This window comes from Amphibacillus cookii (assembly GCF_016908375.1).
Taxonomy (GTDB): Bacteria; Bacillota; Bacilli; order Bacillales; family Amphibacillaceae; genus Amphibacillus_C; species Amphibacillus_C cookii.
The window spans coordinates 201031-225038 of record NZ_JAFBDS010000003.1; the positions used below are offsets into that span (position 1 = coordinate 201031).

The window sequence follows — 24008 nt, forward strand, 5'->3', positions numbered from 1 at the left end:
TGTTCCACTCGATTTGGTAGAAGTTTAGATTAAACTTTATACGAAGCTGAGCTATAGTGTAAATATAGAAAGCGTTATCAAAAAGGAGGGTGACAGGTTGCTTATTACAGAGAATCAAATTTATTTAGAGCAAACATTCAAAGATAGAGATGAGGTGCTAGCATTTATAGCTGAACAAGCCATAAACCAAGATGTCATCAACAATAAGACACTACTTTTTGATGACTTCATCGCTAGAGAAGATGAATATTCAACAGCGGTTCAAGAAGGAATTGCTATACCACATGCAAAAAGTGCAGCAGTTAAACAGGCAAAGCTTTATTTTGTCAGTTTAGAAGAGCCGATCAGCTGGGCATCACCTGATCAGTACCAGGTAAAGGTTATCTTTGCCATCTTAGTTCCAAAGCAAGAATCTGGGACAAAACATATTGCTATTCTATCAGCACTGGCATCTCGGCTCATGGATGATGACTTTCAAGAGTCGATCTTTGAAATTGACCAAGCATCACAAGTATTAAACTTACTAAAGGAAATGGAGGAGGTGTGAATAATGAAATTTGTTGGTATTACGTCATGTATTGCCGGACTTGCACACACACCCATGGCTGCTAAAGCACTCGAAAAAGCCGGAGTTAAACTTGGACATGAAGTGAAAATTGAACAGCAAGGCGCAATGGGGATTGTTAATCAATTGAAAGCTTCTGAAATTAGTGAAGCAGATGCTGTGATTATCGCAGCAGACCAATCTATTGAAGGTGAAGACCGATTTAAAGGTAAACCCATTATTCGAGTGAAATTAGGACAAGTCGTTTCTAACGGTGAAATAGTGTTAAGTAAAATCGCGAAAGCCATTGCAGATAAGAAAAAAATGCATTAAATAGCTAGCAAAGAAATAATTGAGGAGGGTTTTAATTGAAAAACAAGGTTCATGAATTTAAAAATCATTTGATGTCCGGTATTTCATATGTATTACCTGTCATTATTGCAGGGTCTTTAGTTGTCGCTGTTGCAAAAATTGTCGGATTTTTGTTTGGCGAAACAGATTTAAATGCTTTTGCTGATTCCGGTGGTATGCTTCACTATGCGTATCTATTTGAACAAGTGGGCTGGACAGCAATTGGGTTGCTTAATATCATTTTAGGTGCCTATATTGCCCATTCGATCTCTGGTAAACCAGGTCTTGCTGCTGGTTTAGTAGGTGGAGCACTAGCAAGTAGTACAAATGCTGGCTTTTTAGGTGCTGTATTGGCTGGTTTCTTTGCAGGTTGGTTAACCAATTGGGTTAAAAATAACGTTAAACTAGAAGGTTCGTTTGCTAGTGCTGTTCCACTTATCATATTACCTTTAATTACAGTAGGTGCTACAGGCATTCTTATGGCACTTATACTTGGCCAGCCACTTGGTTGGTTAAATACTACACTTCTTGAATGGATTACAGATATGACACAAAGCAGCACAAACAATGTTGTTTTAGCGGCGATACTAGGCGGTATGATTGCATTTGACATGGGTGGTCCTGTGAATAAAGCTGCATGGATGGCTGGGAATGCGTTATTAATAAGTGGCGTATATTTGCCTGCGATTATGGTTAATGCGGCGATTTGTGTACCTCCATTAGGCTATGGATTAGCAACGTTAGTTAAGAAAAACAACTTCTCTAATGAACTTAAAGAATCAGGAAAAGGATCTCTAATTATGGGTATTATCGGCATTACCGAAGGTGCCATTCCTTTTACATTAAAAAGTCCATTAAAATTAATTCCTTTAAACGTTGTAGCGGGCGCAGCAGGATCGGCCACTGCGATTTTATTGGGTGCACACGATGTCATGCCTCCAGTAGGTGGGGTATACGGATTTTTCTCAGTCGGTAGTGGTTGGGCGTATGTGATTGGAATTTTAGTTGGCGCTTTGATTATTGCATTCGGGTCTAATGCATTAGTGAATTTTAATGATGAAAAACAAGTTGCAAGTCAAGCAGAGGTAGTAAAATCAGAAGACGATATCGAATTAGATTTTGACACATTGTAGGAAGGAGAACGATATGACGAAGACTAAGGTTCATGTGATACCACACTCACACTGGGATCGAGAGTGGTATTTCACATCATCACGTTCAACAGTATATTTAATTAAACACATGAAAGAGGTTCTTTCAACCTTAGAGGAGAAAGAGGGTTTCCCTTTTTACTTAATGGATGCCCAAACCTCCTTAATCGAAGATTACTTGAAATATTGTCCTGAAGATGAAGATCGAATAAAGACATTAGTATCACAAAAGCGATTATTGACAGGCCCTTGGTATACCCAAACCGACCAATTAGTGATTTCGCAAGAATCAGTCGTTAGAAACCTATTATATGGTACACGTTTCTCAGACCAACTGGGTCACACATTTAAAATGGGCTATGTCCCGGATGCCTTTGGCCAAGGTGCAAATATGCCTCAAATTTACAAAAGTTTTGGGATTGAACGCTTCCTCTTTTGGCGAGGCGTAGCAGATAATCGTTTAAAACAAACGGAATTTGTCTGGAAAGGCAGTGACGGCACCCAAGTACTAGCTGTTCAAATGCCTTTCGGTTATTACTATGGCGGGAATATTCCAGAAGACATTAATGACACAAAAGCATATTTAACGACCATGATTGGAGCGTTAGAAGAGAAAGCATCAACTAAACACGTCTATTTCCCAAATGGGTTTGATCAAGCACCCGTAAGAAAAAATCTTCCTGAACTAGTAGAAACGTTTAACCAGATGGATGAAGATCGATCCTATGTGATGAATTCACCTGAAGTATTCTTTGACGAAGTAGAAGCCGATGCGAGTGAATTGCCGGTCATTACTGGTGAACTAACAGAGGGTAAACATAGCCGGATTCACAAATCGATTTTTTCTACTCGTGCTGACTTAAAACAAAAAAACAATCAAATTGAAAACTATTTAACCAATTGTGTGGAACCCATTCTCACGATAAGTCATTCACTCGGAAACGCATATCCACATAAGCAACTTGAGGAAATATGGAAATTGATGTTTGAAAATGCAGCACATGATAGTATTGGTGGCTGTAATAGTGATGAAACAAACCAAGATGTAACATTCAGATATAAACTTGCAAATGATAAAGCAAAAAATTTACTAGATTTGCATATGCGTCTTATTAGTGAACGTATCCCTTATCAGCAGGACTTGAATTTTACTCTTTTTAATCCATTACCTTATCAGCGCTCAGGAACGTTCAACATCACGTTATACATCCCGGACGAAGCATTTACGATTAAGGACACGGACGGACAGGTTATTCCGTATACCATTCTAGATAAAGCGGATGTGACGGAATATGTCTTAAACCAAACGATTCAATTGAATCCAAGTAAAGACATTTACCTACCAAAGAAAATATATTTAGCTAATCTTTTAATCTCTGTACAAAATACAAGTGGCTTAGGCTATACTAGTTATTACTTAGATCTAGACAAGGAAGCACCAAAACAAGAATTGCTCGTTTCCTTCAATCGCGCCATCGAAAATGATTTTTATAAAGTAAGCTTAGCAGATAATAATACGCTGACCATTACGGATAAACGAAGTGGAAGCACATTTACGAATCAAATGTTATTTGTTGAAAATGGTGACGATGGAGATTCGTATAATTATTCCCCACCCCGTGATGATTTGTTTATTACATCTAAAGAAAGTGAATGTCTAAGTGTAAAGCGTGAAACGGGAGAACTCGAAGAAAGACTAACCATTAAATTAAAAATGCTCGTACCTTATGATCTTAAAGATCGAGCGGCAGGCATTAATGATCAGCCTTTTATTATTGAGGCACAAGTCTCTTTACGTAAAGATGAAGAGTGGTTGCGTTTTAATGCTAAAGTAAATAATCAAGTACTAAGCCATCGCTTAACCGTTCAATTTGATACCAAATTAGCAAGCCATTTTTCAACGGCTGATCAATTATTTGGCGTTATTAATCGTCCAGTAAGGTTGCCAGAAATGGATGTTTGGGAGAAAGAAGCATGGCATGAAACACCGATTTCCATTGAACCCATGCAAAGCTTTGTTGCGCTCCATCAAGAAGAGCAAACAGTAGCAGTCTTAACAGAGGGTGTTCGAGAATATGAAATTGTTGGAGAACAATATGACACCATTCAATTGACGCTATTTAGAACCTTTAGTCATATGGGAAAGACTGATCTCTTGTATCGACCTGGTCGAGCATCTGGTGAAACCATCGTAGAAACACCTGATGCCCAACTTTTAGGTGAGCTATCATCATCATTTGCACTGGTTTACAAGGGATGCTCATTTGATGAATCACACATAGCAAAACTTGCCAAATCATACCTCTCGCCCATGCAAGCTTATCAGTTCTCTGATTTTTTGAATGGAAGGTTGATTTATGCTTTTCGAGATGAGGAGAAAACAAACCCATTAACTTATCAGTTAGCAGATTTTAATGATATGACAGCGGTTGTTAGCGCGATTAAGAAAACAGAAGATTCAGATCATTACCTTGTTCGCGTATTCAATCCCTATTTAAATCAGGTAGCGACAGTATCCCAACATTTAGTTGATCATGGTCAATTTGTTCAGTTAGATGAACAAACAGCAGATCAGTTGGTAGCTCAATTAACATCAAATCAATTTAAATCAATTATCTTATCATCATAAACAATGACTGAGGACTAAGATGCTTAGTCCTCTCATTTTAATCAGTGGCTTAAGGAGAGGACGCTATGTTTAATGAACGAAGAAAAAACAAATTAGTTTACTTAATTGAAGAATCTCCTTATCAGTTAAATAGCGAAAAAATCGGACAAATAATGAAATTATCTGCTCGAACCATTCGAAAAGATATTAAAGAGATCAATGATACTGATCAAACGGGATTTTCAGTTGCTAATAAAATAGGTAAAGGTTATTATTTGAATATATATGACCAACATGCTTTTCACCAATTCAGAGACGAAAGCAGTGAAAGTCATTATTTTGATGTAAACGTTAAGGAAGATCGAATTAAATATGTCGTCTATTTACTATTGAATGAAACAACAAATGGAACGATCGAAGAATTAGCTGAGGAAATGTTTGTTAGTCGATCCACATTGACAAATGATTTGGAACAAGTACGTCAACTATTGGAAAACTATAACCTCTCACTTTATTCAAAAGTCGGTAAAGGCATTTGGATAGAAGGTGATGAAAATCATAAACGCTTTCTTCTGTTATCTTTAATTGATGAGAGGCTAGCTGAAGAGAATATGCTTGCGTATTTCAAATGGAAAGGGCAAGAGCAAGCAATTACACGGTTAAAGGATATAGTGCCTCGTTTATTTAAAGACTTTCACCTGTATATGACTGACGATAATGTAAACAACTTAATCTATCATATGCTCATTATGAAAGATCGCATTGAAATGGGGTTTACGATTAAAGATAGCGTTTCCTTTGAATGCACAGATCAAGAGCAAGCTTTATTCAACGAATTAGTCGATTGGCTTGAAAACTATTTCCAACTATCCATTCCTGAGCAAGAACAAGCCTATCTATTTTTACAAATTAAAAGTAAGGTTATTGTTGATAATTATGAAAATCTAGAAAAGATGAATATGGTTAAACAATATATTCACCGTTTAATAGATGAAATTAATAAAAGTTATTACTATGATCTATCCAAAGATGAACAATTAAAGTTGGATTTACAAAGTCATATTTATTCCATGATTTATCGTGTTGAACATGATATTCGTGTCCGCAACCCAATGGAACAACACATTAAACGCTATTACCCATTAGCCTTCGAAGTCACGATGTATGCAGTTGAGGCGATTAAAGATACATTTAATTATGTAATTAATCAAGGTGAAATCGCTTATCTAGCTTTACACATCGGGGCATCACTTGAGCGTAATTATCAAATTGAATATGCTAGACATAATTCATGCTTGATCGTATGTGGTTCAGGGGCAGGGACAGCACGGATGATTGAAACAACGATCAAAAAGACCATGCCGGATTTGTTTGTAACAAAAACGGTTAGTGCTCAATCCTATAATGAGATGGAATATATCGAAGAAGATGTGGTCATTACGACGATAGATATTAAACATAAAAATAAACCTGTATATAAAGTCGATAAGTTACCAACAAAATCCCAATTGATTGATTTAGATCAGCGAATAACTGACGAATTGGCTCATCATACAGATCTTTTTGACCGTTTTTTCTCACCAACCTTATTTGTCAAAGGTACCTATGCAGATAAACATCATTTAATTAAATCCGCTTGCAGAAAGTTGGAAATGTATGGGGCGATCGATCATGAAGCAGCATTCATTCAATCGATTCATGAAAGAGAAAGGTTGGGATCAACGGTTTTAGGGGAAGGAATAGCGATTCCACATCCTATGCTTATGCTAGCTAAAAAGACAAAAGTGGTGGTCGTTATTCTGGATAAACCGATACGTTGGGCAGACGATCAAGAAGTTGAACTTGTCTTCTTGTTGGCGATTAGTAAGGAAGATTACGATCAGACATTGAATATTTATGACTTTTTAGTTGAAGTTATTCGAAGAAATTATGGTGACAAATTAATAAATGCTGTAACTTTCCAGCAATTTATCGAACTTGCCAAAAAATTACATTTCTAACATTACAATAAATGATCAGTAAGGAGGCTTTATGATGTATGCAGTCGGGATAGACATAGGTGGGACAAAGGTAGCCATCGCTATTGTTAATCAAGATGGACAAATCATTCACCAAGATAAATTCAACACGGACTTAACGATTGAGCCTAAGGCCATGATTGATCGAATTAATCAAAACGTTAAGGTATTAATAACGGAAGCTGAACTTAATCTTGCAACGATAAGTGGAATTGGTATTGGGGCACCAGGCCCGCTTAATAGCCAAAAAGGACTGATCACCAGACCACCCAATCTGAAACGATGGATAAATGTCCCTATAGTGGATCAGATTCAAAATTTCTTTAACATGCCTGTTCGTTTAGAGAATGACGCTAGTGCAGCAGCACTTGCAGAGAAATGGATTGGAGCAGCTCAATCAAATGATGATTTTGTTTATATCACCATCAGTACCGGAATCGGCGCTGGAATCTATGCCAATGGGCAATTAATGACAGGCTCACGTGGAAACGCTGGGGATTTCGGTCATACGGTTATTGATCCAAGCTTTGGTCAGTGTCATTGCGGACAATATGGCTGTCTTGAGCATATCGCCTCTGGAACAGCAATTGCTAGAAAAGGGTCTGAGCTTGTTGGAGAACCGCTATCGACTGCAGAAGTTTTCTCCCGTTATCAGCTTAATGATCCAGTCCTCCAACCATTTATTAACGATATATTTCGTGTACTTGGCGCGGCTTGCGTCTCTCTTATCAATACATTTGATCCTGAAAAAATTGTCATTGGTGGTGGTGTATCTAAGGTTGGTCATGTATTATTTAAAGAGATAAGGGATTACGTTAAAAGACATGCACTAAACCCTGATAGCAGGGACACAACCATTGTTCCAGCAAAACTTGATCAAGATGCTGGAGTGCTGGGTGCAGCTGCACTAATCCTAAAAAATGAAGCAAATATACAAGGGGGCTAACACATGTATAATCAACCTATTTTTCTTGCACCCGTTTTTCAAGAACGAATTTGGGGGGGCACTAAATTAAAGACACTGTTTCAATATGACATACCCAATAACCATACTGGCGAAGCATGGGTCATCTCTGCCCATGAGAATGGACCAAGTCAAATTATCAATGGCGATTTAGCTGGAGAGACACTGACTGACGCTTGGGAAAACCACCCTGAACTTTTTAATAAGCCTAGTAATAGTGATGCCGCTTATCCATTGCTTGTTAAAATCTTAGATGCGGCTAATGATCTATCTGTACAAGTCCATCCTAACGATAGCTATGCTCAAAAAGTTGAAGGGCAGCCTTATGGAAAAACGGAATGTTGGTATGTCCTTCAAGCAGAAGAAGGAGCAAAAATTGTCTTCGGCCACCATGCACAATCTCAAGAAGAATTTGCTAAATTAGCCAAAAACGGTGATTGGGATAGCTTACTCCGTTACGTGCCTGTTCGTGCTGGAGACTTTATCTATGTCCCAAGCGGATCGATTCATGCTATTGGTAGAGGGATTGTTATTTTAGAGACACAACAGAGCTCAGATATTACATACCGTGTCTATGATTATGATCGTACCAATGATCAAGGGCAGACACGCGAGCTTCATTTAGATGCATCAATTGAAGTGACCACAGCACCGCACCAAGACCCCTCTATTAAACAAACTGAAGTCACTCATCAAGGTTTAACCATAAAGAAACTCGTTGAAGAGCAATACTTTACTGTTTATCACTGGAACTTGACAGGAGAAGCTAATCAAAAGCGCGATGCCGACTTTCTCCAAGTCAGTGTCATTGATGGAAAGGCGACTTTAATCATTAACCAACATCATTACACAATAAAGAAAGGCGACCACTTCATCATACCGGCTACCATTGACCATTATAGCCTATCTGGAGAAGCCGAAATGATTGTTTCACATCCATAATTTAAAAGAGATAGATTAAGCAACGACATGCATGTCGTTGCTTAATCTTTTTTTACTATTTCTTCTCATCGCTTGTTCCCACTGTAAAACAATTAATCACCCTCCTATATCTGGACCCATATCTTTGGTGATGACAGACACTCTTTATCGTTCTAATCACTCTATAACACGGATTAACCTTAGTCAATATGTCACTTTTTTATTTCAAATTGATTACAAAACCTCATAATCCCTTGATAAAAATTAGGCATTTCAGTATGGTATTAGTGGACTAAGTATATTATTGGCGATTTTCAGCTAAATTTAGCTTATTTTCTGCGAAAGGAGTGTAGACACACTGAAACGAAAAATATTTAAACCGAACAAATTAACATTTACGCTTATATCAAACCAAGCCAACAAGCCTGTTAAACGAATCGCATTGCCCCACTTTGTTATTTTGTTTGTTGCTATTTTATTTCTATTACCTATTACGCTATTCATCTATCATAGTGTTTTAAACAGACAACTGTTAACAACAAATGCATCCTTGCACGATCAAGTTGAACACTTAGAAGAGCATACAGAAGTATTATCCATGTCTTTAGATGAACTAAAAAGTGAACGTGATACCGTTATCGAACGTTTTGAAGCATTAGATGAAATTGAAGAACAACTTCATGAATACATAACAACATTACCTGATGAGGCATTAGGCGGCATCGAGATTCCACTGAGTACGGAGGAATTATCTTCTTTAGAATCCGATGATGTTAACACTATTTTAGAAAGTTCAGCTTGGCTAGAGCGATATCAAGAGACATTAACCAATATTGAACAACTTGAAGAGAACTTACAATATATACCGACAGCATGGCCAACCGAACCGGATACGATTACATCCTCATTCGGTCCAAGAAACGATCCTTTCAAAGGGACACAATCGATGCATTCGGGAATGGATGTTCGTGGGACTATAGGAACACCTATCTATGCAGGCGCAGATGGCGTTGTTACTCTTGCTCAAAACCATGGGGGTTATGGTAAAACGATTATCATTGATCATGGCGGTCAATATGAGACCTTATATGCGCACTTGTCTGCAATCGATGTTAACCGCGGGGATCAAGTGATAAAAGGCGAAAAAATTGGAGAATTAGGTAATACAGGGAGAAGTACTGGCCCTCATCTCCACTATGAAGTCATCAAGGACGGCGTACCTGTTGATCCTGAATATTACATTAATTTTTTTGATAATGAAGACGAATAAGAGAGGATTTTTAATTTGCTAAAAGGAAAGAAACAAGAAGACATCATTGACACAGTTATTGGTAAAGATACAACAATCGAAGGGAAAGTTTCATTATCAACAAGCCTTCGAATCGATGGTAAGGTTCACGGGGAAATTGAATGCAATGGCGATGTCTTTATCGGAAAAGATGGCTTTGCCGAACCTTCTATTAAAGCGAAAAATGTCGTTATCGCTGGTGAAGCAAAAGGTGATATTGAAACAAGCGCAAAAGTACACGTGCAAACAAGTGGTGTCTTAACAGGTAATATTACTTCAGCAGGAATTATTATTGATGAAGGTGGTATCTTTAACGGATCAAGTACTGTTAAAGCAAAAGAACGAAAAAGCTCAAAGCGAAAAACAGAACCCGCAAATAACGATGAGCATTAAATAACTGTAGAAAAACTATCATCTTCGCTAAAAAGAACGAAGATGATAGTTTTTCTTATAATGGGTAGTTTTAAATGTTGTTAGTATCGAAATCCGCTACTATTCTAACAAAATACAGGAGCGAATCATTTTATTAGATGATATCCATCACTTCTCGTGCTTGTTTGGCCAAATCCTCTGCAGCACTCAATACGTTCTTAAAGTCAGAAGTCGCTGTCGTAATATCTTCTTGGATTACCGTCACGTTATCTTGAACAGCTACTGTACTTTCAACCATTCGATCAATTTCTTCTGTAATCCCTTCAATTTTTTGTCTTATTTCTACAATCGAATCTTCAACACCAGATGCTAGTTTCCTTACCTCACCAGCAACCACATTAAAACCGCGTCCATGATCCCCTGCCCGAGCGGCTTCAATTGCTGCGTTTAAAGCGAGTAAGTTTGTTTGCGAAGCAATTCCGCGTATCGTCTTAACAATATCTTGAATAGAATCTGTTTGCTTTTGTAAAGATATCAATGTTTGATGACTATTTTGATAAACATTTGCCATATGATCAATCTTACTTGATATGGCTTCACTTCGTTTTATTCCTGTTTCAGCCCGTTGATTTAAGGTACTGGACATCGCTTGTAATTCTTCAACCACCGTTGTCGCTGTATTTTGTCGCTTCGTAACATCGGTTGCCACTTTTACGACACCGATAACCTGACGATGAGCATCAATTAACGGCATATATGTCGCCTCTAACCAGATACGCGCTCCATTTTTTGCTTTACGATCAATTTTATCTTGGAAGCTTTGACCAGATAATAAATCTTGCCATAACTGACGATACGCAGAGCTCTTAGCAAAATCCTCAAAGCATAATTGCTTATGATCCATTCCCATCATTTCCCGTTCTTGATAGCCCATGGTTTGGGCAAACGCCTGATTAACATAGGATACTTTTCGCTCTAAGTCAAAGCGTATAATAGCTAAATTCTGATCTAATGCTTGCATAACGACATTGGTTACATCTAGTGATTCGGTTTGATTCATGATTGACTTCCCCCAAAAAGTTAATGTTCTCTCGAAATGAAGATAACTGTTATTTACATACCCCTTAATGTATAGGAGGAAACCTGTTTCGTCTATTTATTTTAGCTTTTTAAACACTTGATTAGCTGATGAAACCATCGCTACTTTATCCGCTTGAGGTTGAATAAACTGTTTTGCTTGATTGACAGCATGTGCTGCATCTTGGAAAGCACCAGCAATTAAATTCAACTTGCCATCATAGTGAATAATATCACCAGCTCCAAACACACCTGCAACTGATGATTTTCCATAAGCTGTTCCTTTGATATAGAAATTGTCTTTCCGTTCAATGGGCAAATCACTATTGTCTAATAGCGAAGCGATTTGTTCATAGCCATGATTGACTAATACATCATCGACATCAATAATCTGTGTTTGATTTGTCATTTGTTCCTTTACAACGACTTGTCTTATTTTAAGTTGACAGTCATCAGCAATCAATTCAACCAATTCTGTGTCTAATAAGCAGGTCGTCTTACCATTCAACAATGTAGAAACACTTGCTTCATGTCCTTTTAGTAAATCTTTTCGATAGACGAGATAAACTTTTTTTGCAATCTCTGATAATTCGTTTGCCCAATCAATGGCAGAATTACCACCGCCTGAAATAAGTACCGTCCGATCACGATAATATTCTAATGGCTTTACTTGGTAATGAAGGTTCGTTTGTTCAAAGCGTTCTGTCCCTACAAACGTTAACTTTTTCGGATTTATCACACCACTTCCAACAGCAACAATCACGGTTTTTGATAAGTGGTCACTTCCATCTACAGTTTCCAATAAGAAAGCGCCTGATTCCATTTGACGAATAGACTTAACCGTTTGATTGAAAACAATGGTTGGTGAAAATGTCATGGCTTGCTCAGTCATCTGTTCAATCAATTGATAACCTGTGATAACTGGAATGGCTCCCACATCCCAAATCTTCTTTTCTTGATAAAAGCGAACTTTGCCACCTAATTCACTTTGACTTTCAATGATCTTTGTTTTCATCTCACGTAATCCACTATAAAATGCCGCGTACAGTCCCGCTGGCCCTCCACCAATTATCGTCGTATCGTATAATTCTAATTCTTCCATTTAACCACCCCAATAAATTTAAAAATATATAATTGACATTTTAGTTACATGTTAAAGTATAACATATAAACTGCGACTGATAATCATTGTCATTTGTTTTTTGTTATAATTTGATTGTTGTGAGATTACGAAACAAAAAGAAGCTGATACAAAAAATCAGCTTCTTTTATATGAAATGAACATTTTTTGCTAAGTTGTTTTAAAGTGGCTAACTTCTTTAGAAAGTCCCTCAGCTAATTCCGCTAATGTTGTCGCACTATTTGAAATTTCCTCCATTGAACTCAATGATTGTTCAGATGAAGCGGCGGTCTCTTCAATTCCTGCCGCTGACTCTTCAGAAATGGAGGCAATCTCCTCAATCGATGCATTGATTTGTGAACTTTCTTGCGTGATCTCAGATAAGTTGGTGGCTACTTTCTTCACCACTTTATCCATTAAACCGATTGAATCATTAATAGATGTAAAGTTCTCGCCTGTTTTAGCCATTTGTGTCGTTCCTTGATTAACTTCTTTATAACCTGTTTCTAAAGCCGTAACCACGTCAGTCGTTTCTGCTTGAATACCATCGATAATCGTTGTAATCTCTCGAACAGAACTTGAGACATCCTCTGCTAGTTTACGCACCTCATCGGCAACAACTGCAAATCCTTTACCATGTTCACCGGCTCTTGCAGCCTCAATCGCAGCATTAAGTGCTAGCAAATTAGTTTGTTCTGCAATATCTTGAATCACATCAACGAGTCTAGAAATGTCTTGTGAACGTTTATCTAAACCTTCCACTTTTTGCACCGCATCTTGAACAATCTGATCAATCGTCATCATTTGTTGTATAGATTGCTCCATCATTTGAAAACCTTCATCTGTTTTTTCTAATACCATTTGTGATTCGTTGGATACTTTGTTTGTATTGTTATTAGCATCCGTAATCATTTGGACAAATTGCTCCATTTTTTCAGATAAAAGTGTTACTGTACTTGCTTGAGTCTCCCCGCCAGTTGAAAGTTCCTGCATGGTCGAAGCAATTTGTTCACTTCCCTCACGCACTTCATTAGCAGATTGTGTTAACTCCTCACTTGCACCAGATACTTGATCTGTTGTGTTTGCAACACTTAGAATGACCGCTTGCAAATCTTCTTGCATTTGGTTAGCTGAATCGACAAGCTCGCCAATCTCATCTTTACGTTTTGTGATCAATCGATCATTTCTTAAATCACCACTCGCGATTGCTTTCATTCTAGTCGATAACTGACTTAGTGGACCACCAATTGCTCGTCCCATATAAAGACCTAATCCGATTGCCACGATCACAGCTGCTATGGAAATCGCAAGAATAACCAATCGAATCGTTTCGTATGTGCTCGCACTATTATTATAATCTTCTCCAGCTATCTCTAAATTGATATCTCTTAGTTGTTGTAAATCAGCACTAAATGTTCTAAAAAACTCACCATTCCCCACAATGCCAGACAAAGCTTCTTCAAAATTACCGCCTATAATTAAAGAAACATTTTCTTCCACTGATTGACTGTAAATATTCCAATCGTCCAACATGCGTTCAAAAGTATCTAACTCATCTGCTCGCATCTCACTTGTGTCAAATTGATCAAGCAGTGCATTAATTTGTTCAACATTTTCCATCGCATTAGAGGCTCTTGTTTCATCTTCTTCTGCCACACTCGAAAGCATTTGAACACGTACATTCTCACCTAATTGAATCACTTCTGTTAATCTCCCCAAAGGATGAACACGGTCTTGATACATGGTTTGATTATACCGATATACACTTTGCAAACTAAAATAAGCAGTTACTGCTATTATTAGAAGTAATCCAGCAATTGATAAATACGATATAATTAATTTCCCCTTTATATACACTTCTTCCTTCCCCCTTTGTATGCATATGCCTTATCTTTTATCAACTTATCTTAAATGTTAAAGGCATAATTTCTTGTTGTTGTGTACATATACTACATATCGTCATAAAGTCCTCAAACTTAATACTTATGCTAACTTTATTTTTATATCTGTAAAGTATACAAAAATAACCATCAGTGCGCTTTCGCTCTTCTCCAACTAATTACAGGTTCATTGAGTGAATCAAGACATTAGCCTCCGTTAGCGTCCACCTCAATCGATTGATCTAAGCTCTCCATTTTAAGGACAGTTATCTGTGATAAAACAAAAATGTTTGCAAATGAATAAGCTTTTAACCCCTCCTTACTTTTTTATGGACTTTCAATACTTGCTATTTAAACGGCATAAATAAGATTTATTACAAAAAAAGCTCCCCCAAAACAGGAGAGCAAAATTTTTAAAAAAATCCGTACATATTAATATGCTTAGAATTAGCTGCATCATTTTATTCAAGCTTTTTTATATAATCTCGATTTAATTGCGTTAAGGTATTAACCCCAACAATGGCAAGACTTGTATCCAAATCTTTAATAAGGTTGTTCAAAACTGCCGTCACTCCATACTGACCGTCAATAAGACCGTAAACATAAGGTCGACCAAGTAATACCCCATTTGCCCCTAAAGCAAAGGCCTTTAAAATATCCGTTCCTCGTCTTATACCACCATCAACAAGAATAGCGACTTTATCCTGAACCGCCTCTACAATGGCGGGTAATGCTTCTAGCCCGCTGATTACCCCATCTAGTTGGCGCCCCCCATGGTTAGAGACAATAATACCATCGACCCCTATTTCAGCAGCTTGCTTGGCATCATCTAAGTGTAAAATACCTTTTAAAATAATAGGTAGGTCAGTGATCTCTTGTAACCATTTAATATTTTCCCAAGTTAAGTTCTGCTTAAATAAAATCGATTTAATCGATGCAATGATCTCTGCCTGAGACAATAAAGAATCTGGATTGTATCGTTGGTTAAATACCGGATCTGTCATAAAATTCGCGATCCCCTCCCCAGTTTGCATCGGGAAATATTGATTAGTCATATCCACTTCGCGCCATCCTAAAAAAGGCGTGTCGACTGTAACAACTATACCATGGTAACCCACGGCTTCCGCTCGTTTTATAAAGCTTTCAGCAACAGCTTGATCATTCGGCCAATACAGTTGAAAGTAATGCGGATTATCACCCATAATATCAGAGATCTCTTCAATTGAGGTCGATGATACCGTACTAGCAATATAAGGAACCCCTTGATCTCGAGCAGCACGAGCCGATGCTTTCTCACCTTCTGGGTGGATAATGGCTTGAAAACCAACGGGTGCCATTAAAAAGGGGAATGGATGATGACGATTAAACAGCGAAATCGATAAATCACGCTTTATCACATCTTTGAGCACTTTTGGTACTAGTGCTAATCGTTCAAAGGCACGATCATTTTGACCAAGTGTGGTTTCAGCACCGGATCCACTTCGGACATAGCCAAACGGCCCATGATCTAGCTGTTCTTGACATCGTAATTCCCAATCTTGATATGAAAATGGATAGTTTGTTGCCAAACGATCAATACTCGTCACAATGCTCACCTTCTAATCCTTTTTCGCTCGATCAGCTATTTGATTGCCAAGTGTTTGAATCACTTGAATAATAATGATTAAGATCACAATGGTTGCATACATAACCACAGGTTCATAGCGGAGGTGACCAAAGCGATAAGCCACATCACCTAAACCACCAGCTCCAACAAGACCAGCCATTGCAGTAGCACCAATTAAGCCAATGACAGCAATGGTAATCCCTAAAATAATTGATGGTTTAGCTTCACGTACCATCACATGCCAAATAATATCTCGCGTTCGAATGCCCATCGCTTCATAAGCCTCTATAACACCCTTATCGACTTCTAGTAAGGCTGACTCCATTAACCGGGCAATGTATGGGGCGGTAAACACAACAAGTGGAACAATAACACCACGTACACCCATTGATGTCCCAACAATAAACCGTGTGAAAGGAAGCAGTGTGAATAATAAAATAATGAAAGGTACAGATCGAATAATATTAATGATTACGTTTAAAAATCCAGAAAGATATTTATTGCCCAGACTTTTCCCAGGACGACTCAATACGAGTAAAACCCCTAACGGCAGTCCAATAATAATTGAAATAATTAAAGAAATGCTGACCATTTGGAATGTTTCAATCGTTGATTCCCAAATTAAACCGCTCCAACGATCAATAAACGCTAAGATTTCATTCATTAATTTAACCACGTCGCTTCACCTCACTTACCTTAACACCTTGTTCTTGCAAATAGGCTAAAGCCTTATCTGTCTCGACTTTATCACCCTGAATATGTGCTGTTAATTTACCAAACGGCTGATCCTTTAGTTGAACAATATTTCCTGATAAAATGTTTGACTGAATATCGAATTGTTTAGATAACATCGATAATGCCGGTTGATCCGCAGAATGCCCGACAAAAGTTAAATTAATAATTGGGCCTTGTTTTTCAAGGTCATCAATAATGGTATCAGGAATGTCACTAGGAAAAATACTACTCACAAATTTCTCTGTCGTCTTGTTTTTTGGCTGTGTATAAATATCGATAACTTTACCTTGTTCAATCACTTGACCATTTTCCATAACGGCGACTTGATCACAGATCTTCTGAATCACATGCATTTCGTGTGTAATCAACAGGATCGTTATCCCAAATTCTCGATTGATTTTGAGTAGCAAATCGAGTATAGCATCCGTTGTCTCAGGATCAAGCGCACTTGTTGCTTCATCACTCAATAACACCTCAGGCTCATGAGATAACGCCCTTGCAATAGCCACACGTTGCTTTTGACCACCAGAAAGCTGGTTAGGGAAAACTTTCTTTTTATCAGCTAAACCGACAATATTTAAGTATTTATCAACACGCTTTTTGATTTCACTTGACGATACCCCTGTCAATTTTAGTGGGATCGCAATGTTGTCATAAACATTAGCTGTTGTCAAAAGGTTAAAGCCTTGAAAAATCATCCCAATATTCTGGCGGGCTTGTCGAAGCTGTTCTGTTGACATCTCCCCTAATTCGGCCCCATCTATAATGACTTCGCCTGACGTCGGACGTTCTAGATAATTGACACAGCGAACCAAGGTACTCTTCCCCGCTCCACTGTAGCCAATCACACCAAAGATTTCGCCTTTTTTAACATGAAGACTGACATCATTAAGTGCAAGCACATCTTCATTTTTCTTTTTTGATTCAAATGTCTTTGATAAATGCCTTAATTCGATCATCTCGATCTACCCCTTCGCCTCAAACATATCCATACTTACCAAGAAGTGACTACTGAACCTTCAAATGTTTCATCCACAAACTGCTGGATTTCTTCTGACTGATAAAGATCAATTAATTGCTGAACCACTGGATCATCTTGATTTTCCTCTCGAACTACAAGTAAGTTAACCCACGGCGAATCACTAGGTTCGATAAAAATTGAATCTTGAGTCGGTACATAGCCATGCTCAATTGCAAAATTTGTATTAATCGTCGCAGCAGCCAATTCATCTAATTGACGAGGAATTTGTGATGCTTCTAGTTCTACAAAGTTTAAATCTAACGGATTTTCTACAATGTCCAATACCGTTGCTGACGTTCCAGCTTCCTCATCTAAAGTAATAAGACCAGCATCTTCGAATAAAATTAAAGCACGTGCACCATTAGTTGGATCATTTGGCAACCCAACTGAGTCGCCTTCTTCTAGTTCTGAAACATCAGAAATTGCTGTAGAGTAAATCCCCATTGGAAAATTTACCGTTGTTGCAACATCAACAAGATTATAGCCACGATCTTCAATAAAATCATCTAAAAATGGTTTGTGTTGATAGCTATTTGCGTCTAGCTCTCCCTCTTCCAATGCTGTATTTGGCATAACATATTCTTGGAAAACTTCAACATTAATCGTCAAACCTTCTTCTTCAGCTAACTCAGCTACTTTTTCCATAATTTGTTCGTGCGGTCCTGCTGTAACCCCTACTGTTAACTCGTCTTCGGAAAGTGCGTCTCCCTCAGCATTTCCCCCTCCACACGCTGTTAAAATGGTTAAAATAGTAATTATTCCTAACAAACTAAGAAACTTCTTCATGTTAATTCCCCCTTGTTTTAATATAACGAATAGCTGAACACCTTTTCTCTCTTGATCCTTTGTGATATTTACTTACCTCTCAAGTCTAAAAATGGAATTCGAAATACTTAAAAAATTTAGACTTTTGAAAAACTAACTAAATCTTAAGCGATTAAGCTCGCCCTATTATACATATTTGGAATTATAAGTTTTGACTTTGCTAATCTTATTGTTTCCCAACGTATAATAAAACCCTCTTCTTATCAATTTAAGAAGAGGGTTTAACTAGATAAAGTTAACTCTTCTTATCTTTCAAGCGATCGCTTGCTGGATTTGGCACAGTGACGGATAACGTCTGTTGCCGAGGCTTCAAAGGGCCAGTCCCTCCACCTCTCTGGATAAGAATATGCTATTCGTTATTTATATTGTGCTTATTACTTTACAATGGCTACACACAGAAGTCAAACCTTTTTTTCAGATTTGTCTATTTTTTTTGAAACCATCCAAAGATTGGTACAATTCTGTCCGCCGATCTTGATATACTGGGATTTCTTTCCGCACACGATCGACTTCCTCCCATGTTATATTGGCGAGCAGAGTCATTGCTTGGTCATCTGCTTCCGCTATAATTTCTCCCCACGGACCAATAACCATTGAATGTCCGCCAAACATATTATTGGGATCTTCCCCGATTCTATTACATGCAACAACATAACACTGATTTTCAATTGCCCGACTAATTAACAAGGTTCGCCAATGATCAATCCTTGGTTTCGGCCATTCAGCCACTACAAATAACACTTTTGCTCCGTTTAACATATGGGTTCTGACCCATTCAGGAAAGCGAATATCATAACAAATAACAGCAGCAGCTTGTTGATCGTCAATCGTAAACAAACCATCTATACTTCCTTGTTGCAAAAACTTCTCTTCTTCCATTAATCGGAATAAATGTACTTTGTCATATTGCTTAATAAGTTCACCTTGACGATCAATCACGATCAAGGTATTATAATAGCCGGTCTCTTTAGCATTCGCAATTGACCCCGCAACAAAATTGACTTGATATTGCTTGGCTAGCTTAGCAATAAACCCGATCGTTATTTCTCCACTCTGCTCAGCAATCTGATCAAAGCGAGCTAAATCATAGCCCGTTGTCCAAAGTTCGGGTAATACAAACAAATCGATTGTTTCTTCGGCTACAGCCTGTTCGACCTGCTGTTTAACATATCGACGATTGGCCTCTGGGTCGCCAAAAGCAATATCCATTTGAATAATCGCTATTTTCACTCAATCACATCCTGTATTTGTTTACTCATTATCCATGTTTCTAGCTGTTTCATAGTATGGGCTACCGCTTCTTCGGTCGATCGTTCCATAAAGTGAATCGATTCAGTCGCTTTTGTTGCTGCTTTTGCTACCCGTTCAAACGCTAAATCCTGTTGTTCAATCACGCCTAAATCTTTAAGAGAAGTGGGTAATTTTAATTGACGATAGTAAGGTAATAATTTTTCAATTTCTTCAAATCGATTCTCTAAAGCGAGTTGGACAAGAATGCCATAGGCAACCTTATCACCATGTAACTTATCATGCGTTTGCGGCAATACCGTTAAACCATTGTGAATCGAGTGCGCTCCAGCAATTCTACCATAGCGATCACCAAATCCACCTACCATACCCCCAGCCATTATAATCGTTTCGACCGTTTGAATAAATGATCGTGTGACTTTTTGTTCAGCATGGTCTTGTAGCGCCTGTGCACCATGCTCAAGTAAAACATCATGGCAAAGCCGTGCAGCATGAACAGCTACATTAACCGAAATCGGTTTATGGTCAAGTTGTTTGACGAGCACATCAGCCTCATACCATTTGGCTAACGTATCGCCAATACCTGCTCGTAAGAATGATGCCGGAGAATTCATAATAATATTAGGCTCAATCGCGACCATGAACGCATTTCGTGAAAAGACTACATAATCAGTAAACCGACCTTCCTGATCATAAAATACACTTAATGGTGTCCATGGCGCGCAATTTGATGCCAAGGTTGGCACAAGCAGAAAAGGCTGTTGTAAACGGTCAGCCGTTGCTTTAACCAAATCAATAATTTTCCCTCCACCGACACCAAGAATATAATCAACGCCTTCTTCTAGCGCTAAAGTAGCTATGCGCATGACCTCTTCCCTTGTACATTCACCATGATACCGTGTAGCCACCAGCGGCAGGTTTAATGATTGAATAAATGGAGAAGCAACTGTCCAAGAATCAGTCCCATGAACAAGTAACCCTTTCTTCCATTGTTCCTTTATGATCACTTGTTTCAGTTCACTCAACGCACCTTTATGGCAACGATATAGATTAGGGGCACCTTGCACTTGAATCGTCTCCATACCATCCACTCCTCACCAGATCAATTTCAATTGTATTGGTGCAAATTATCCCACTCCCCCCTTATTGTGTCAAGATTCAAAATTATCTTAATTCAAGCTTTACAAATCGAAAGACATTGACTATGATTGTTTTTACAACTTTCAAGAAATAATGAGGTGTCTGATCAATGATTGAATTTCAACCTTCAACTGCACTACAGCGTTTACCAGAACAGTTTTTCGCACGTTTAGTACATCGTGCACAAGCAATGGTCGATGCTGGACATGATGTCATTAATCTCGGTCAAGGAAACCCTGATTTACCCACGCCCGATCGGATCGTTACTGCTTTACAAGAGGCTGCACCTAACCCCCTTTATCATAAATATTCACCGTTTCGTGGTCATTCATTTTTAAAAGAGGCTGTAGCTAATTTTTATCTTCGTGAATATGGCGTAACACTTAATCCAGAAACAGAAGTTGCTGTTTTACCCGGATCAAAAACAGGCTTAGTAGAACTTAGCCAATGCTTACTCAATCCTGGAGATCTTGCCCTTTTACCAGATCCGGGGTATCCCGACTATTTATCTGGTATTGCATTAGCTCATGCTCAAGCAGAAAGCATGCCATTGTTAGCATCAAATCAATTTTTACCAGATTTTAAAACAATAGCTAACGAAAAGCTCGACCAAACAAAATTGATGTTCTTAAACTACCCGAATAATCCAACTGCAGCGGTGGCTACAGCCGAGTTCTTTGCTGAAACCGTCGCTGTAGCCAAAAAACATCAGATTTGTGTTTGCCATGACTTTGCCTATGCTTCGATTGGGTTCGACGGCGAAAAAGCTCGAAGTTTCTTACAAACTAAAGGAGCTAAAGATGTGGGCATTGAAATGTTTACCTTATCAAAGGCTTACAATATGGCAGGCTGGCGAGTTGGATTTGCTGTAGGAAATGCCTCTGTGATTGAACAGCTTAATTTGATTCAAGACCACATGTATGTAAGTCTTTTCGGTGCTATTCAAGACGCAGCTATGGAAGCGCTACTCGGCCCACAAGATGAAACGCTCGCATTAACAGCGATCTATCAAGAGCGTCGTGATCAGTTTATCTCACTTTTAAACAAAGCCGGTTGGGAGGTAAAAGCACCGAAGGGAACATTCTTCTGCTGGTTGAAAGTACCGGAAGGCTATAGTTCTCAAGCATTTGCTGATTATTTATTGGAACACGCCCATGTAGTTGTAGCACCAGGAAATGGATTTGGAAAATATGGTGAAGGCTATGTTCGCGCTGGACTTGTCACACCAGTTGAACGATTAGTTGAAGCAGCAAATCGTATTAAACAACTTAAACTGTTTAATAATTAATTGACACCTACTATGCATCATTATCCGGTCTATTGATTATTCTGACAAAAAACAATAAAAAAAGCGTACCTTAGGTAAAATTAAAGTAACTACACAATAATTTGCGGAGGTGCTCTGCAGTGAATTTAAGAAAATGCATTGCCAATACTTGAAGATTCCAAACAATTGTACAAGAGGGTTAATTTACGAGAAACCGTAAATTAACCCTTTTTATTCATTGAGGCTAGTTTTGGCCCGACCTCGTTTTGATTATTTCACATCTATAAGCAAATAGAAATCAATCGTGTAATCATCTTGAGATAAATTCAGCTAAATCCGAATGATGCAACACATTGAACTAGTCATTTATTTTACCCTAAGTCAAAACTTTCTTAGATAAGTCTATATAAAGACAGTAATCCAAATAATAACAATATAGACCCTGATATTCGATTAATCCATATGAAAGAAAAGCCATTCACACGATTAGCTACTAATCCAGCTATACTACAAAGGAACAGCCACCATACTATTGAACCTAGAAATACTCCTAAAACTAACATTAAACTCATGATTGTTGAATCGGTTTCTATAATACCCAAATTAGAAAAAATAGCAACAAAGGCTAATATAGTAACTGGATTAGTTAACGTTAAAAAAAAGGTAGATGAATACGCCGCCAAAGACCGAGTCCCTTTAGTTTTAGGTGATATACGTGAAGACCTTAAAAAGAATAGGCTTACTCCAAGATAAATTAAGAAGACGCCCCCGATTAATTGCAACCACCACTGCCAGCCAATTAAAAAATTAGTCATAAATGTCAAACCCAAGCCGGCACATAATCCATATATTCCATCTGCTGTTGCTGCACCTAAACCAGAAATAAATCCAATTAGCTTCCCCTGTTCAAGCGTTCGACGAATACATAAAACACCAATCGGCCCTACTGGTGCAGCTATGGTTAAACCAATCACCAATCCTTTTAATAGCATTTCACTGAACATTAATCTTCCACCTCTAAATAATCAAACTTATCTTTTTGTAGTGGTATAAGAGACGTTTCTTTTGCCGTATCCATTACAATTGTTGTTTTTGTCTTTGTTACACCTTCAACACTTTTAATTTCATAACTAATAACTCTGTCTAGATCTCTTGTATTTCTACAACGAATTTTCAATAAATAATCATCTTCTCCTGCAATATGATGACACTCTTGAACTTCATCTAAATTGGAAATTAGTTGTAAAAAAGGAGCCCTAAATGCTGGCCTTTCTAGCGAAACGGTAACAAAAGCAGTGGTTTCTATCCCGGCAGCGCTACTATTAACACGTGCACTAATCCCCCTAATAACATCACTTTTAACAAGTCGATTCACACGATCTGCAATAGCTGGGGCAGATAAACCAATTTGAGATGCTAATTCTGACCACGTAACCCTTCCATTAGTCATTAATACCTTGATAATTTTATAATCAAACGAATCCAATATCATCACCCTTTTTTTATTAATTTTCTAATATTATATTATTCATTTACGAAAAAAACAACCTAATTAAACATTATAATATTAATTAAATGGCCTTATTCACTTTCGAAAATAAATTAAAAGACATAGCGAACACCTTTACACCAATTTAATTAAAACCTTAATCCTATGAATTATATTTCTTTCAGTGGAAAACCCTCACTCATGATGTCATGCTGAAAGTGACTTACTTTACCTTTAAAATGACTTTAAATCAAGTGTCTTCAATCGGATGAATTGTTATAATACACCTAACTGAATCCATTTCATGCTCACTCATTACTGAAGACGAACCCTATTTTCAATATAAACAAAAACATTGAAGGCGTTCACTGATGCTTTTTCGC

The 24008-nt window shown here is 37.9% G+C and carries 21 protein-coding genes and 1 riboswitch; of the genes, 10 read left to right on the top strand and 11 right to left on the bottom strand.

The genetic code is table 11. The annotated features are described in order from the left end of the window. The first annotated feature begins 97 nt into the window (after positions 1–97). From JOE23_RS06150 to JOE23_RS06190, 9 genes are all read left to right on the top strand, one after another. Positions 98–547 carry a PTS sugar transporter subunit IIA gene (locus JOE23_RS06150; protein WP_204436600.1) on the top strand — a complete coding sequence of 150 codons (450 nt, stop codon included), beginning with the start codon at positions 98–100 and terminating at the stop codon, positions 545–547. Positions 548–550: 3 nt separating this feature from the next. Then, entirely contained in the window at positions 551–877 is a 327-nt protein-coding gene (locus tag JOE23_RS06155) for a PTS fructose transporter subunit IIB (RefSeq protein WP_204436603.1), read from the top strand. A 35-nt stretch (positions 878–912) separates the two neighbouring features. Next, positions 913–2028, top strand: a complete 1116-nt coding sequence (locus JOE23_RS06160) for a PTS fructose transporter subunit IIC (RefSeq protein ID WP_204436605.1) — start codon at positions 913–915, stop codon at positions 2026–2028. A 13-nt stretch (positions 2029–2041) separates the two neighbouring features. Then, positions 2042–4675: a mannosylglycerate hydrolase gene (gene mngB / locus JOE23_RS06165; protein ID WP_204436607.1), complete on the top strand. Its 2634-nt coding sequence runs from the start codon at positions 2042–2044 to the stop codon at positions 4673–4675. 65 nt (positions 4676–4740) lie between these two features. After that, a complete protein-coding gene (locus JOE23_RS06170; RefSeq protein ID WP_204436608.1) occupies positions 4741–6654 on the top strand; it encodes a BglG family transcription antiterminator in 1914 nt (637 codons plus the stop codon). A gap of 34 nt (positions 6655–6688) precedes the next feature. Further along, positions 6689–7618, top strand: a complete 930-nt coding sequence (locus JOE23_RS06175; protein WP_204436609.1) for an ROK family protein — start codon at positions 6689–6691, stop codon at positions 7616–7618. Positions 7619–7621: 3 nt separating this feature from the next. Further along, positions 7622–8578, top strand: coding sequence for a mannose-6-phosphate isomerase, class I (gene manA / locus JOE23_RS06180; protein ID WP_204436610.1), 957 nt, complete (start codon positions 7622–7624; stop codon positions 8576–8578). Between the two features lie 421 nt (positions 8579–8999). After that, positions 9000–9827: a M23 family metallopeptidase gene (locus JOE23_RS06185; protein WP_239585291.1), complete on the top strand. Its 828-nt coding sequence runs from the start codon at positions 9000–9002 to the stop codon at positions 9825–9827. Positions 9828–9842: 15 nt separating this feature from the next. Then, entirely contained in the window at positions 9843–10238 is a 396-nt protein-coding gene (locus JOE23_RS06190) for a bactofilin family protein (RefSeq protein ID WP_204436612.1), read from the top strand. Positions 10239–10371: 133 nt separating this feature from the next. Here the strand turns inward: JOE23_RS06190 and JOE23_RS18060 are convergent, their stop codons facing one another. The 9 genes from JOE23_RS18060 to JOE23_RS06235 form a co-directional block, all read right to left on the bottom strand. After that, on the bottom strand, positions 10372–11277 hold the full coding sequence (locus JOE23_RS18060; RefSeq protein ID WP_204436614.1) for a methyl-accepting chemotaxis protein: 906 nt from the start codon (positions 11275–11277) through the stop codon (positions 10372–10374). A 96-nt stretch (positions 11278–11373) separates the two neighbouring features. After that, entirely contained in the window at positions 11374–12396 is a 1023-nt protein-coding gene (locus tag JOE23_RS06200) for an NAD(P)/FAD-dependent oxidoreductase (RefSeq protein WP_204436616.1), read from the bottom strand. Positions 12397–12585: 189 nt separating this feature from the next. Next, entirely contained in the window at positions 12586–14271 is a 1686-nt protein-coding gene (locus JOE23_RS18150) for a methyl-accepting chemotaxis protein (protein WP_204436618.1), read from the bottom strand. Positions 14272–14755: 484 nt separating this feature from the next. Further along, on the bottom strand, positions 14756–15880 hold the full coding sequence (locus JOE23_RS06210; RefSeq protein ID WP_204436621.1) for an alpha-hydroxy-acid oxidizing protein: 1125 nt from the start codon (positions 15878–15880) through the stop codon (positions 14756–14758). Positions 15881–15892: 12 nt separating this feature from the next. Continuing rightward, a complete protein-coding gene (locus JOE23_RS06215) occupies positions 15893–16564 on the bottom strand; it encodes a methionine ABC transporter permease (RefSeq protein ID WP_204436885.1) in 672 nt (223 codons plus the stop codon). Positions 16565–16568: 4 nt separating this feature from the next. Then, positions 16569–17594, bottom strand: a complete 1026-nt coding sequence (locus tag JOE23_RS06220; protein ID WP_204436622.1) for a methionine ABC transporter ATP-binding protein — start codon at positions 17592–17594, stop codon at positions 16569–16571. A 35-nt stretch (positions 17595–17629) separates the two neighbouring features. Continuing rightward, positions 17630–18442 carry a MetQ/NlpA family ABC transporter substrate-binding protein gene (locus JOE23_RS06225; RefSeq protein ID WP_204436623.1) on the bottom strand — a complete coding sequence of 271 codons (813 nt, stop codon included), beginning with the start codon at positions 18440–18442 and terminating at the stop codon, positions 17630–17632. A gap of 281 nt (positions 18443–18723) precedes the next feature. Then, positions 18724–18826, bottom strand: a riboswitch (SAM riboswitch). A gap of 69 nt (positions 18827–18895) precedes the next feature. Continuing rightward, a complete protein-coding gene (locus JOE23_RS06230) occupies positions 18896–19711 on the bottom strand; it encodes a nitrilase-related carbon-nitrogen hydrolase (protein ID WP_204436624.1) in 816 nt (271 codons plus the stop codon). Continuing rightward, positions 19708–20811 (bottom strand): iron-containing alcohol dehydrogenase family protein, encoded by a 1104-nt coding sequence (locus JOE23_RS06235; RefSeq protein WP_204436625.1) that lies wholly within the window; start codon positions 20809–20811, stop codon positions 19708–19710. The genes JOE23_RS06230 and JOE23_RS06235 overlap by 4 nt, the downstream gene beginning before the upstream one ends. A gap of 167 nt (positions 20812–20978) precedes the next feature. On the opposite strand from JOE23_RS06235, the gene JOE23_RS06240 reads away from it, so the two are divergent. Then, complete coding sequence (locus JOE23_RS06240) at positions 20979–22157, top strand: pyridoxal phosphate-dependent aminotransferase (protein ID WP_239585292.1); 1179 nt, start codon at positions 20979–20981, stop codon at positions 22155–22157. 371 nt (positions 22158–22528) lie between these two features. Here the strand turns inward: JOE23_RS06240 and JOE23_RS06245 are convergent, their stop codons facing one another. Both JOE23_RS06245 and JOE23_RS06250 read right to left on the bottom strand, forming a co-directional pair. After that, entirely contained in the window at positions 22529–23140 is a 612-nt protein-coding gene (locus JOE23_RS06245; RefSeq protein WP_204436627.1) for a LysE family translocator, read from the bottom strand. Further along, on the bottom strand, positions 23140–23622 hold the full coding sequence (locus JOE23_RS06250; protein ID WP_204436629.1) for an Lrp/AsnC family transcriptional regulator: 483 nt from the start codon (positions 23620–23622) through the stop codon (positions 23140–23142). The genes JOE23_RS06245 and JOE23_RS06250 overlap by 1 nt, the downstream gene beginning before the upstream one ends. Positions 23623–24008 lie beyond the last annotated feature (386 nt).